The 12,268-nt window shown below is 74.2% G+C and carries 10 protein-coding genes; 4 read left to right on the forward strand and 6 right to left on the reverse strand.

What is annotated here, in order from left to right:
• Positions 1-64: 64 nt before the first annotated feature.
• From ABZ641_RS14580 to asnB, 4 genes are all read right to left on the reverse strand, one after another.
• On the reverse strand, positions 65-1,450 hold the full coding sequence (locus ABZ641_RS14580) for a GNAT family N-acetyltransferase (RefSeq protein ID WP_359981877.1): 1,386 nt from the start codon (positions 1,448-1,450) through the stop codon (positions 65-67).
• 98 nt (positions 1,451-1,548) lie between these two features.
• Positions 1,549-2,997, reverse strand: coding sequence for a pyridoxal-dependent decarboxylase (locus tag ABZ641_RS14585; protein ID WP_359981880.1), 1,449 nt, complete (start codon positions 2,995-2,997; stop codon positions 1,549-1,551).
• 139 nt (positions 2,998-3,136) lie between these two features.
• On the reverse strand, positions 3,137-4,243 hold the full coding sequence (locus ABZ641_RS14590; protein WP_359981883.1) for a hypothetical protein: 1,107 nt from the start codon (positions 4,241-4,243) through the stop codon (positions 3,137-3,139).
• Between the two features lie 175 nt (positions 4,244-4,418).
• Positions 4,419-6,269 (reverse strand): asparagine synthase (glutamine-hydrolyzing), encoded by a 1,851-nt coding sequence (gene asnB / locus ABZ641_RS14595; protein WP_344626450.1) that lies wholly within the window; start codon positions 6,267-6,269, stop codon positions 4,419-4,421.
• A gap of 160 nt (positions 6,270-6,429) precedes the next feature.
• Here asnB and ABZ641_RS14600 point away from each other — a divergent pair, with 160 nt between their 5' ends.
• The gene (locus ABZ641_RS14600; protein WP_030269292.1) at positions 6,430-6,705 is read left to right on the forward strand and encodes a hypothetical protein; all 276 of its coding nucleotides are present in this window, start codon (positions 6,430-6,432) and stop codon (positions 6,703-6,705) included.
• Positions 6,706-6,739: 34 nt separating this feature from the next.
• The gene (glmS, locus tag ABZ641_RS14605) at positions 6,740-8,566 is read left to right on the forward strand and encodes a glutamine--fructose-6-phosphate transaminase (isomerizing) (RefSeq protein ID WP_344626451.1); all 1,827 of its coding nucleotides are present in this window, start codon (positions 6,740-6,742) and stop codon (positions 8,564-8,566) included.
• Between the two features lie 132 nt (positions 8,567-8,698).
• On the opposite strand, the gene ABZ641_RS14610 is transcribed toward glmS, so the two are convergent.
• Together ABZ641_RS14610 and ABZ641_RS14615 are read right to left on the reverse strand one after the other, a co-directional pair.
• Positions 8,699-9,097: a VOC family protein gene (locus ABZ641_RS14610; RefSeq protein WP_344626452.1), complete on the reverse strand. Its 399-nt coding sequence runs from the start codon at positions 9,095-9,097 to the stop codon at positions 8,699-8,701.
• Between the two features lie 204 nt (positions 9,098-9,301).
• Positions 9,302-10,792, reverse strand: a complete 1,491-nt coding sequence (locus ABZ641_RS14615) for an amino acid decarboxylase (protein WP_359981890.1) — start codon at positions 10,790-10,792, stop codon at positions 9,302-9,304.
• A gap of 163 nt (positions 10,793-10,955) precedes the next feature.
• On the opposite strand from ABZ641_RS14615, the gene ABZ641_RS14620 reads away from it, so the two are divergent.
• Complete coding sequence (locus ABZ641_RS14620) at positions 10,956-11,897, forward strand: LysR family transcriptional regulator (protein WP_344626453.1); 942 nt, start codon at positions 10,956-10,958, stop codon at positions 11,895-11,897.
• Between the two features lie 34 nt (positions 11,898-11,931).
• Positions 11,932-12,268, forward strand: a 337-nt coding sequence (locus tag ABZ641_RS14625) for a VOC family protein (RefSeq protein ID WP_359981887.1), incomplete at its 3' end; no start/stop codon positions are given.

The raw sequence follows: 12,268 nt of genomic DNA on the forward strand, positions 1-12,268 counted from the left end.
CCCGGCCCGGCCGCGAGGTGCGGCCGGGCCGGAGTCCGTTCGGGGTGCTGCGGGTGCCGCCGACTCAGCGGCGCGGGCGGGTGGGCCACGGGGTCGGCAGTTTGTCCGCCGCCTCCGCGAGGTGCGCGGTGATCACCAGGGTGCCGTCCTCGACCTGGTAGTCGAGCGGGGCCGACAGCCGGCGCATGGTGGAGATCAGCCCGGTGTTGGAGGAGTGCGTCACCGCGTACACGGTCGCCACCCCGGCCTGCAGGGCGAGGGCGCCCATCCGGCGGAGCAGGTCGACCCCGAGGCCCTGCCGCTGCCAGTCGTCCTCGACCAGCAGCGCGACCTCGGCGCCGTCGTCGTCCCACATGAGGTGGGCGAGGGCGACGATCCGGCCGTCCGCGTCCTCGACCGCCAGGGTCTGCCCGTGCCGCGGGTCGAGCAGGTGCTCCAGGTAGCGGTCGGCGTCCTTGACCGGGCCGTGGTAGCGCTTGCGCAGGGTGTCGGGCGAGCAGCGCCGGTGCATCTCCAGCGCGGCCCGCTTGTCGCCGGGCCCGGCGCGGCGGACGGTCAGGTCGGCGCCGGCCGGCCGGGCGAGCCGGGCCTCGACCTTGGGCACCCGCGGGCCGAGCAGGCTGTCGAGCTCGACCAGGGCCTGGCCGCGGGCGAACTCGGTCGGGGTGAACGGCAGGTGCGGCCGGGTGAGTTCGATCAGGTCGCCGCCGGGGACGGGCAGCCGCATGGTGTGACCGTCCACCCCGGCGGGGGTGGAGCGGCCGCGGTCCGGGTACTGCCGGATCGTGCACCGGCCGAACAGCTGCCGCAGGGCGACCGGCAGCTCGGCGGCGTCCAGCGCGGTGCGGGTGGCCAGGGCGAGCACGTGCGTGGGCGCGTCGACCAGTTCGTGCGCGTCGGCGCGGTCCGTCCAGATGTCGGTGCCGCCGGCCGCGGCGACCGCCGCGGTCAGCTCGGCCCGGTCCAGGGCGGCCGGGGCGCGCAGGAAGAACTCGTCGACGGTACCGGCGGCCAGCGGGTGCGACTGCATCGAGACGATGTTGACCCGGCGCTCGGCCAGGGCCGTGCAGATCCGGGCCAGGCTGCCGGGGGAGTCCTCGACCGTGGTGCGGACCCGCCACAGCACGGTCGCCTCCAGCGCGTCCAGGGGGCCGCTCACCGCGGCCTCCCCGGGCGGCGCATGGGTGTCCGGTGCGGGCGGTCCGTGCGGCCGCCGGTGCGCCCACCAGCCGTGGAAGACGGCCGTGGCGAGCAGGGCGAGGGCCGACACGGCGAGCAGCACCGGGCCGTCGTGGCCGTGCACGACCACGTTGGCGACCAGGTCGGCGGTGGCGACGGCGAGGAAGACGGCGGCGAGTTCGACGGTCTCTCTGCGCCAGCGGTGGGTCCGGGCGGCGCGCCGCTGGGCGCGCGAGGGGCCGGCGGTGGTGACGGGTTCACGAGTGTCCATGCAGGTATCGTGTCGCGCCGGTGTTTCACGATCACGAATCCCCCGTGACCTCACGGTAAATGTCTCCGCGGCCGGCCCCTCGGCATGATCGGGGCACGTCAGGCGGGGCCGGAGGTGTCCGGACGGCCCGTCAGCCCGGCCGCCGCGGCGTGCACTTCGTCCACGAGCAGCCGGACGTCGGCCTCGGTGGTGGTGGCGTTGAGCAGGCAGGCGCGGAGCATCTCGTGGCCGCCGAGCACGGCGCCGGTGACGAACACCCGGCCGCGCAGCTGGACCGCTGCGGGCAGCTCCCGGTTGATCCGGTCCAGCTCCTCCCCGTCCAGCCCGGCGGGCCGGTACCGGAAGGCGACGATCGAGGTCTCCACCGGCGCCAGCAGCTCCAGTGCCGGGTCGGCCTCGACCAGCTCGCCGAGCCGGCGGGCCAGCGCGGTGGTGTGCGCGATGTCGGCGGCCACGCCCTCGCGGCCGCGGTGCGCGACGGACGCCCAGACCTTGAGCGAGCGGAACGGCCGGGTCTGCTCGGTGCCGTACTCGGAGAACCAGCCCAGCGAGCCGGCGGCCTCGTCGCGCAGGTAGGACGGCACCAGGCTGAAGGTGCCGCGCAGGCCCTCGGTGTCCCGGACGAGCGCGCAGCCGCAGTCCACCGGCACGCCCAGCCACTTGTGCGGGTCCAGGGCGAGCGAGTCGGCGCGGTCCATGCCCGCGTAGCGGTGGGCGATCACCGGGTCGAGCACGCCGAACGCGCCGTACGCGCCGTCCACGTGCATCCACAGGCCCTCGCGCTCGGCGAGGTCGGCGATCGGGTGGAACGCGTCGACGGCGCCGGTGCCGACGGTGCCGGCCGAGGCGACCACCAGGAAGGGCAGCCGCCCGGCCGCCCGGTCCTCGGCGATCGCGGCCTCCAGGGCGGCGGTGTCCAGCCGGCCCTCGGCGTCGGTGGCCACCGTGCGCAGGTGGCGGCTGCCGAGGCCGAGCAGCTCGGCGGCCTTGCGGACACAGGAGTGGGTCTCGCCGGTGACGTAGCCGACCAGCGGCGGCAGCGCGGCGAGGCCCTCGGCGCGGACGTCCACCCCGGCCCGCAGCGCCGCCCGGTTCCGGGCGGCGGCCAGGCAGACGATGGTGGCCATCGAGGTGCCCGAGGTGAGCAGACCGCCGCCGGCCGGGTGCGGGAAGCCCACCAGCTCGGCGATCCAGCGGACCACGGCCCGCTCCAGGTGGACGTCGGCGTGGTCGCCGCCGGCCGAGCTGGGGTTCATCGCGGAGGCGACCAGGGTGGCGAGCACACCGGCGGGCTGCGGGGCGGAGTTCACCCAGCCGAAGAACCGCGGGTTGCCGTTGCCCATGGGTGCCGGCAGCACCTGCTCGGCGACGGTCTTGAGCAGGCCGTCCAGGTCGGTGCCGGTCTCGGGAAGCGGCAGGTCCAGCAGCGCCTGCCGGTCGGCCGCGGCCATCGGCTGCCAGACCGGACGGTCGGCCAGGCCCTCCAGGTAGTCGGCGACCAGGTCGGCCGCGGCGTGCGCCGCGCTGCGGAAGTCTTCGGAGGTCATGGTGGGTGCACTCCAGCGAACGGGGGTGGGGGAAGCAATGGCGCGGCTTCCTCGGCGCACCCGCGTCCCGATCGTACGCTCCTTACATCGGCGTGGATCCACCCGGGAGGTGCCCCCACGGGCCCCTACGCTTGCCCCATCAGTCCAGGGTGCTGGAGAGGCCGCCTGCGGAGCGGCAGTAGCCGGCGATCTCCTTGTCGGTGATCTGCTTGCAGAGCTTGGCCGCGGCGCCGGACTCGGTGTAGTTGACCGTCCAGTAGCTGACCAGGCCCTGGGTGCAGGCCTTGCGCTGCCAGGTGTCGGCGGCGGTGGCGCACTGCTGGGCGGCCCAGTCCGCGCGGTCCAGGTTGTACTTCATGGTGCGCGAGCCGACCCCGCGGCTGCAGTCGCTGGCTCCGCCGCTGGCCTGGGCGTTGAGGCACCACTTCAGCGCCCCGGCGAAGGCCTCGGGGTGGTTGGCGTAGTCGTGCGAGCTGAGGTAGAGGGTCGGCGCGTAGAAGAAGCAGGCGGACTGGAAGAGGGCGGGCTGTTCGGGGCAGGGGTAGAGCGGTTCGGCGGCGAGCTTGTCGGCGGGCAGGTTCGCCTTGGCCTTCTCGTCCTCCTCGTCCGGGGCGAAGAGCTGCATGAACAGGCCCTCGGAGCAGGTGATCCGGCGGCTGGTGCTGGGGAACTTGCTGCACAGGTCGCGGGCGGAGGGGATGTCCTGCTTGGTGACGAACATGATCCCGTGGCCGACGCCGTGGATGCACGGCCCGGTGTTGGCGGGTGCGCAGAGCGTCAGGATGTCCTGCTGCGGGTTCTTGGAGGCCGCGAGCATCTCCTCGACCGCGCCGTGCAGGTACCCGGCCGCGCACGTCTCGTGCGGGAAGGAGATGACCTTCTGGAAGTCCTCGTGGTACCGCTTCACCGCGGTGTGGCCGAGCTCGTGCGCGATCGGGTGGCAGAACCGCACGGTGTACGGCTTCTCCTTGGTGATCTTGTCGAGGTCGGCCAGCGCCACGCCGGGGTCGGTGGCGTCCATCTCGGCGACCAGCTTGTTCCGCAGGGTGGAGCGGGTCCACACCGCGGGGTCGCCGGTCGGCGAGGCGGACGCCGGGGTGGCACCGCCGGGCGCGGCCTGGGTGGTGGCGGGCACGCCGGCCGCGACCGGTGCCGTCTCTGGGGTCCAGTGGGTCACCGAGACCGCGCCGATCCCGAGGACGCCGAGCAGGACTGCGGTGACGATCGCGAAGATCCGCGGATGCATGGTGCTGATTCCCCCGGTGGTCGACGACGGACGGGCGGCACTCCCATCCTGACGTCGGCGGCACCGATTGCACGGACCGGCCGCCGCCGAACGGTGAGATGTCGGCACCACCGGGGGAGCGGTTTCCCCCGGACGGCGCAACAGGCCCCCCTGTCGACACCTCACCCCCACCGTCTCACATCACGAGTGACACGTCGTACGTTCGCAGCCAGTCGTCGATGCCGAGCACCACTTCGGTGGCGGCCCGGGCGTACTGCGGGTCGGCGCCCGGCGCCAGCGCCTCGGCGACGGCCGTGCGGTCCAGCAGTGCCGCGGCGGGGGAGTCCCGGTCGGCGGCGAGCCGGCCGAGGGCCGACTGCAGCGAGCGCGGGTAGCGCAGGTCCTGGATCGAGGGGTAGGGGCTCTTCGCCCGGTCGGCGACGGCGTCCGGCAGCAGGTCGCGGACGGCGGCCCGCAGCAGGCTCTTCTCCCGGCCGTCGGCGGACTTGATCCGCCACGGCGTGTTGAAGACGTACTGGACCAGCCGGTGGTCGCAGAACGGCACCCGCACCTCCAGGCCGCAGGCCATCGACAGCCGGTCCTTGCGGTCCAGCAGGATCCGGACGAACCGGGTCAGGCTCAGGTGGGTGAGTTCGCGCATCCGGCGTTCCACCGGGTCGGTGCCGGGCAGCTGCGGCACGGCGGAGACCGCCTCCCGGTAGCGGTCGGCCCGGTAGGCGTCCAGGTCCAGCCCGGCGAGCAGGCCCGGGTCGAGCAGGCCCTCCCGAGGGCCGGCGCCGAGCCCGGCGGTGCGGGCCAGCAGGGCGGCCCAGGGGAAGGTCTCGGCGGCGATCAGCGCCGGGTCGTGGAACCAGGGGTAGCCGCCGAACAGCTCGTCCGCGGCCTCGCCGGACAGCGCCACCGTCGAGTCCCGGCGCACCGCCCGGAAGAGCAGCAGCATCGAGGTGTCCATGTCGCCGAACTCCCACGGCAGGTCGCGGGCGCGCAGCACGGCGGTCCGGTGCGCCGGGTCGCTGAGGGAGTCGCTGTCCAGCTCGACGGTGCGGTGGTCGGCGCCGACGTGCTCGGCGAGCAGCCGGGCGTACGGGCCGTCCGGGGTGCCGCGCATCGCGTCCGGGCGGAACCGCTCGGTCTGCCCGGCGTAGTCGACGGCGAAGGTGCGGACGGGGCCCGCGCCGCGCCGCCGCAGCGCCTGCGCGGCGAGCGCGGTGATCGCGCTGGAGTCGAGTCCGCCGGAGAGCAGGGCGCAGAGCGGCACGTCGGAGTCCAGCTGCCGCCGTACGGTGTCGGCCAGCAGTTCGCGGACGGCCGCCGCGGTGGCCGGGGCGTCGTCGGTGTGCTCGCGGGCCTCCAGCGCCCAGTACCGGCGGGTGGTCAGCCCGGAGCGGCGGACGGTGACCACCTGGCCGGGCTGCACCTCGACGAGGCCCCGGTAGACGGCGTGGCCGGGCGTGCGGGCGGTGCTGAGCAGTTCGCGCAGCCCGTCGAGGTCGACCTCGGGGCGCAGCGCCGGGTGGGCGAAGAGCGCCTTGGGTTCGGAGCCGAACAGCACGCCGGCGTCGGTGCGGTGGTAGTGCAGCGGTTTGACGCCCATCCGGTCGCGGACGAGCAGCAGTTCCTCGCGGCGGGCGTCCCAGAGCGCGAAGGCGTACATGCCGTTCAACCGGTCGACGAAGCGCGGGCCCCACTGGAGGTAGGCGCGGAGCACGACCTCGGTGTCGCTGCGGGTGCGGAAGTGGTGCCCGGCGTGCTGCAGGGCGGTGCGCAGCTCGCGGTGGTTGAAGACCTCGCCGCTGTAGCTGAGGACGGCGGGGGAGTGGCCGCCCTGCTCGGCGGCCATCGGCTGGGCACCGCCGGCCGGGTCGATCACGGCGAGCCGCCGGTGGCCGAGCGCGGCGTGCCGGGTGAGGTGCAGCCCGCCGCCGTCCGGGCCCCGGCAGGCCATGGTGGCCGTCATCGCCTCCAGCGCCGCGCGTTCCCGGGTGAGGTCCCGGTCGAACGCCACCCACCCCGCGATTCCGCACATGCCGCCTCCGCAACTGTCTTTGGCGTGTACGGATCAGCACGCTACGCGGGAGCGTTCGGCCACTGCAAGTGTGTTCGAGAGGGCCGAACCAGGGAATGTCTGCCCGATTTCGGGCAGAAATCTTGGGCTTCCGGCGATCGGGCGCATAGAGTCCTCGACCGTGCCCGCCTCACCCCACCCTCATGAAGACCTCCTCGCCCACCTCACCCGCACCAGCCCGCTCGGGCCGGGCGAGGCGGCGCGGGTCGTCGCGGAGGTGATCGCGTACTTCTCCGAGACCACCGAGGAGTACGTCCGCCGCCGCCACGGTGAGCTGCAGGCACGCGGCCTGACCAACGAGCGGATCTTCGCCCGCCTCGGCGCCGAACTGGCGTCCCGGCGAGTCGCGGCGCCCGAGCTGTCCACCCGCCAGCTGCGCCGCATCGTGTACGGGTGAGCCGCCCGACCGCTGAACCGAAGGAGTCCCACCCATGTGCGGAATCGTGGCCTACATCGGCCCCAAGGACGCGACCACCTTCCTGCTGGAGGGCCTGCAGCGACTGGAGTACCGCGGCTACGACTCGGCCGGCGTCGCCGTCACCGGCAAGACCGGCAGCCTGAAGGTGTGCAAGACGAAGGGCCGGGTCGCCGACCTCGCCGCCGCCGTCCCCGCCCGGTTCAAGGGCACCACCGGCATCGGCCACACCCGCTGGGCCACCCACGGCGAGCCCAGCGACGCCAACGCCCACCCGCACGTCGACAACGCCGAGCACATCGCCGTCGTGCACAACGGCATCATCGAGAACGCCGACGAACTGCGCGCCAAGCTGACCGCCGAGGGCGCCGTCTTCACCTCCGAGACCGACACCGAGGTGCTCGCCCACCTGGTCGCCGCGCACGGCGGCGAGGGCACCGAGCTGGAGGACGCCGTCCGCGCCGCCCTCAAGCACGTCGTCGGCACCTACGGCATCGCCGTCGTCGACGCCCGCCAGCCCGACCGCATCGTCGTCGCCCGCAACGGCAGCCCGATCGTGCTCGGCCTCGGCGAGAAGGAGATGTTCGCCGCCTCCGACGTCGCCGCCCTCGTCCGCTACACCCGCCAGGTCGTCCACCTGGAGGACGGCGAACTCGCCGTCGTCCGCGCCGACGGCTTCCGCACCTTCACCGAGGACGCCCGCACCGTCACCCGCCAGCCGTCCACCGTCGACTGGGAGGTCGGCTCCTACGACACCGGCGGCTACGAGCACTACCTGCTCAAGGAGATCCACGAGCAGCCCGCCGCCGTCGAGCGCACCCTCTCCGGCCGCCTCGACGAGCGCTTCGCCACCGCCCACCTCGGCGGCCTCAACCTCGACGCCCGCGAACTGCGCGAGATCCGCCGGGTGAAGATCCTCGGCTGCGGCTCCGCCTACTACGCCGGCGAGATGGGCGCCCAGCTCATCGAGGAGCTCGCCCGGATCCCCGCCCACAGCGAGCCCGCCTCCGAGTTCCGCTACCGCAACCCCGTCATCGAGGCCGACACCCTCTACGTCGCGGTCAGCCAGTCCGGCGAGACCTACGACACCCTCGCCGCCGTCCAGGAGATCAAGCGCAAGGGCGGCCGCGTCCTCGGCGTCGTCAACACCGTCGGCAGCGCCATCGCCCGCGAGTGCGACGGCGGCATCTACCTGCACGCCGGCCCGGAGATCTCGGTCGCCTCCACCAAGGCCTTCACCTCCACGGTGATCGCCTTCGCGCTGCTCGCCCTGCACTTCGGCCGCATCCACGACCTCTCGCCCGCCGACGGCCGCCGCATCGTCGCCGCGCTCAAGGCCCTGCCCGGGAACATCCGGGAGATCCTCGACCAGCAGGACGAGATCGCCAAGCTCGCCGCCGAGTACGCCGACAACGCCGGGATGATGTTCATCGGCCGGGTCCGCGGCTACCCGGTCGCCCGCGAGGGTGCCCAGAAACTCAAGGAGATCAGCTACGTCCACGCCGAGGCGTACCCCGCGAGCGAGCTCAAGCACGGCCCGCTCGCGCTGATCAGCCCCGAACTCCCCACCGTCGCCCTCGTCCCCGACGACGAGCTGCTCGACAAGAACCTCACCACCCTCGGCGAGATCAAGGCCCGCTCCGGCCGCGTCCTCGCGATCGCCCACCGCGCCCCCGAGACCAAGCTCGCCGACCACTGCATCGTCGTCCCCAAGAGCGAGCCCGAGCTCGACCCGCTGCTCCTCAACATCCCGCTCCAGCTGCTGGCCTACCACGCCGCGGTCGCCCTCGGCCGGGACGTGGACAAGCCGCGCAACCTCGCCAAGTCCGTCACCGTCGAATAGCCGCACCCCGGCGGGCCGACCGGCCGGGGGCGTTGCGCCCCTGTCGGTCGGCCCGTCGGCGCCGCTACGGACCGGCCTGCCCGGACGATCGATTCCAAGGGGCCGGTCCGTGCGCCGGCCGTTGCGTCCGGGTCAGGGAGCGATGGGCGTCAGGAAGATCCATATGTGGCCGAACGGGTCACGGAGCATCGACTGCCGGGCGCCGTAGGGCATGTCGGTCGGAGGCGAGAGCAGCTCTGCACCGGCGCTCACGGCCCGGGCGCTCAGGCCGTCCACGTCCGGCACGTAGACGTGCAGGGCGACGGACGCCCCGAGCGCGTCGGGAGGCGAGAACGGGGCGTCGGCGTCACCGAGCATCAGGGTGGACCCGTGGACGCCGATCTCGGCGTGCGCGATTCGCCCGGCCTCTCCTTCCATCCGGAAGTGCTCGGACGCTCCGAACGCGGCCACGTAGAACTCGATCGCCTCGGCGGCTCCGTCGACCATGACGTGGGGGACGACCGCGTACCTGTACTGCTCGGGGATCTCCATGCGGATCAAGGTAGGACCGCATCGATCAACCGGACACCGGGCAGAGGCCTTGTCCCGTCTGCGACGAAAGACGTAGGACCGGGGTCGTCCCGTTCCAGGATCACCGTCCGGCCGTCGGTCTTCGGCGGTCATCGGCGATCAGTGGACGCACGGCCGGCCGACACCCGGTCGGGCAAGTCGCCGATTCGTGATCGGCACAGGTGCCTAGTGGTCCGCGACGATCCGCAGCGTGGTGACGGCCGGGTCGGTGGCTCCGCGGACGTGGCCGGTGGGGGCGGCGGCCACGGCGTGGAGGAAGGCGACGAGTTCGGCGGTGATCTCCTCGCCGGGCAGCACGTTGGGGATGCCGGGCGGGTAGGCGGAGAGGGTGTCCGCGGAGATCCGCCCGACCGCCTGGGCGGCGGGCACCGACCGCCCCGGCGCCAGGAACGCCTCCCGCGGTGTCATCCGGACGGCTCCCGGCGCGGGGAGCTCCGGCCCCGGGGCGCCCTCGGCGACGCCCGGGACCGCCGGCAGGGCGTGCAGGGCCGCCGCGAACCGTTCCGCCTCGGGCCCGGCGCCCGCGCCGACCACCGCGACGACGGCGGCGTCGGTCGCGACCTCGACCAGCACCCCGTGCTCCTGCATCAGCCGGCGCCGGGCCTCGTGCCCGGATACGCCGCCGGCCCGGACGTCCACGGAGACCCGCAGCGGGTCGGTGGCGACGATGTCCCGGAAGCGTCCGAAGCCGTCGCTGACCACCCGGAACCGTCCGCCGGCCCGGACCGCGGCCCGCATGGCGTCGGCGGCGGCCAGTGACTCCGAGATCGCCCGGTGCCCGGTGACGAGGGTCCGCCGGGCCTCGTCCAGCGAGGCGAGCAGCAGGGAGCTGGCGCTGGTCGACTGGGTGAGGTGGAAGACGCGTTCGACGAGCGGTTCGAGCCGGTCCGCGAAGGGCCCGTTGCCGAGGTGCAGCATGGCGGCCTGGGTGAGTGCCCCGCCGAGTTTGTGGGTGCTGGAGACGACCAGGTCGGCGCCGTGCGCGAGCGCGTTCGCGGGCAGCGCGGGGTGGAAGCCGAAGTGGGACCCCCAGGCCTCGTCGACGATCAGCGGGACCCCGGCGGCGTGCGCGACCCGGGCGAGCGCGGCCACGTCGGCGACGGCGCCGAAGTAGCTGGGGGTGACGACGTAGGCGGCCGCCGCGTCGGGGTTCCGGGCGAGGGCGACGGCGAGGTCGCTCGCGGTGACGCCGTGGGCGATGCCGGTCCGGGTGTCCACGGTCGGCTGGACGAAGGCGGCGCCGAGGCCGGACAGCACGAGGCCGTCGACGACGCTGGAGTGCACGCTGCGCTGGACGACGAGGGTCCGGCCGAGCGACTGGGCGACCAGGGCGGCGATCCGGTTGCCCTGCGAGGCGCCGTTGGTGAGGAACCAGGTCCGCCGGGCGCCCCAGGCGTCGGCGGCGAGCTGCAGGGCCTGCTCCATCGGGTTGTCCGGGCCCAGGTCGATGCCCTCCAGCAGGGGCGGCACGTCGCGCCGCAGCACGGCCTCGCCGACGTGTCCGGCGAGCCCGGCGAAGCGGTCCGGGTCGGCGGCGTGCCCGGGCACGTTGAGCCGCAGCCAGTCGCGGTCCGCGCTCGCCCGTACCGCCTCGGCGTAGGGGGCGCGCAGCTGGGCCGGGTCGGCGGCGGCGGGGACGGGGGAGGAGAGGGTCATGGTGCTCACCCTCCGACCGTCGCACCGCGCCGCCTATCGAGGCACCCGGTACTTTTCTGGACATCTCCAGAAAACCTCGATGGCTCCACCCCGGGCCACCGACGAGGACCACCGACAACCCGGACCACCGACACCCGGACCACCCGACAGCCGAGGCCCACCCGTGCTCGATCTCCGCCACCTGCAGGTGCTCCGCGCCATCGCCCGCGAGGGCTCGCTGGCCGCCGCGGGCCGCTCCCTGCGGCACAGCCAGCCGACGGTGAGCCACCACCTGGCCACCCTGGAGGCGCACTTCCGCACCCCGCTGGTGCACCGCGGCGCCCGCGGCGCCGTCCTCACCGAGGCGGGCCTCGCCCTGCTGCCGCACGCCGAGGCGGTGCTCGACCGGGTCCGGGTCGCCGAGCGGGAGCTCGCCGACCTGGTGGAGCGGGGCGCCGCCACGCTCCGGGTCGGCACCTTCCCGACCGCGGGGGCGCTGCTGCTGCCGCCGGCGGTCCGCACCCTGCACCGCGCCGGGGTGCACCTGGCGCTCACCGAGGGCGAGCTGCCGGCCCTGCTGGCCGGGCTGCGCAGCCGGCAGCTGCAGGTCGCCCTGGTCTACTCCCGCTCGGACGGCGGCCTGGACCTCGGCGAGGACTTCGTCGTCCACCCGCTGCTGGAGGATCCGCTGCAGCTCGTCCTGCCGGCCGACCACCCGCAGGCCGGCCGCGACCGGGTGCCGCTGGCGGCGCTGCGCGAGGACGGCTGGATCCTCGGGGTGAGCGATGCCGACCCGGTCGACCGGGTGCTGTTCCGGGCGTGCGCGGAGGACGGCTTCGAACCCGTGCCGGTGCTGCGCACCGACGACTACTCGGTGCTGCAGGGGTTCGTCGCCGCCGGGGTCGGTGTGGCGCTGCTGCCGAGGCTCGGTCTCGGCCCGCACCGGGAGGACCTCGCGGTGCGGCCGGTCGACGGTCCGCAACTGGCCCGGCGGATCGGGGTCGCCGCGCTGCGCACCAGTGATTCGGCGAACGCCAGGGCCCTGCTGGCAGCCCTCCGTGACGAGGCGGACCGGCTGCGTCACCGCTGGTCGGAGGCGGATCGGGCGGCGGGCGGCGGGGGGTGATGCCCCGTCAGCTCGGGTGGACTATGGTGCGACCATGGCACTGGAGTGGGAGCAGGTCGTCGTCGACTCCGCCGATCCGGTGGCGCTCGGCCGCTGGTGGGTGTCCGCCCTCGGGTGGACGGTGGTCAACGACGCGCCGGACGAGTTCGAGATCCGCCCGTCCGCGGACCGGCTGCCCGGTCTGATCTTCGTCCCGGTGCCCGAACGCAAGCAGCTGAAGAACCGCCTCCACCTGGACTTCCGTCCCGACGACCAGGCGGCCGAGGTCGAGCGGCTGCTCGACCGCGGCGCCCCCCGGGGCGACGGCGGGCAGGAGCGGGCCCCCAGGGGGGTCGACGCCGAAAATCGGGAGAGCGGGGGGGAGGGAAAAA

The sequence above is a fragment of the Kitasatospora sp. NPDC007106 genome, from assembly GCF_040634455.1.
GTDB classification, from domain to species: Bacteria; Actinomycetota; Actinomycetes; order Streptomycetales; family Streptomycetaceae; genus Kitasatospora; species Kitasatospora arboriphila.

Bases quoted from the DNA above. Each gene is read 5' to 3' on its own strand.
- ABZ641_RS14580 (WP_359981877.1), bottom strand. From the start codon at position 1,450: ATGGACACTCGTGAACCCGTCACCACCGCCGGCCCCTCGCGCGCCCAG.
- ABZ641_RS14585 (WP_359981880.1), bottom strand. From the start codon at position 2,997: ATGACCTCCGAAGACTTCCGCAGCGCGGCGCACGCCGCGGCCGACCTG.
- ABZ641_RS14590 (WP_359981883.1), bottom strand. From the start codon at position 4,243: ATGCATCCGCGGATCTTCGCGATCGTCACCGCAGTCCTGCTCGGCGTC.
- asnB (WP_344626450.1), bottom strand. From the start codon at position 6,269: ATGTGCGGAATCGCGGGGTGGGTGGCGTTCGACCGGGACCTCACCCGG.
- glmS (WP_344626451.1), top strand. From the start codon at position 6,740: ATGTGCGGAATCGTGGCCTACATCGGCCCCAAGGACGCGACCACCTTC.
- ABZ641_RS14610 (WP_344626452.1), bottom strand. From the start codon at position 9,097: ATGGAGATCCCCGAGCAGTACAGGTACGCGGTCGTCCCCCACGTCATG.
- ABZ641_RS14615 (WP_359981890.1), bottom strand. From the start codon at position 10,792: ATGACCCTCTCCTCCCCCGTCCCCGCCGCCGCCGACCCGGCCCAGCTG.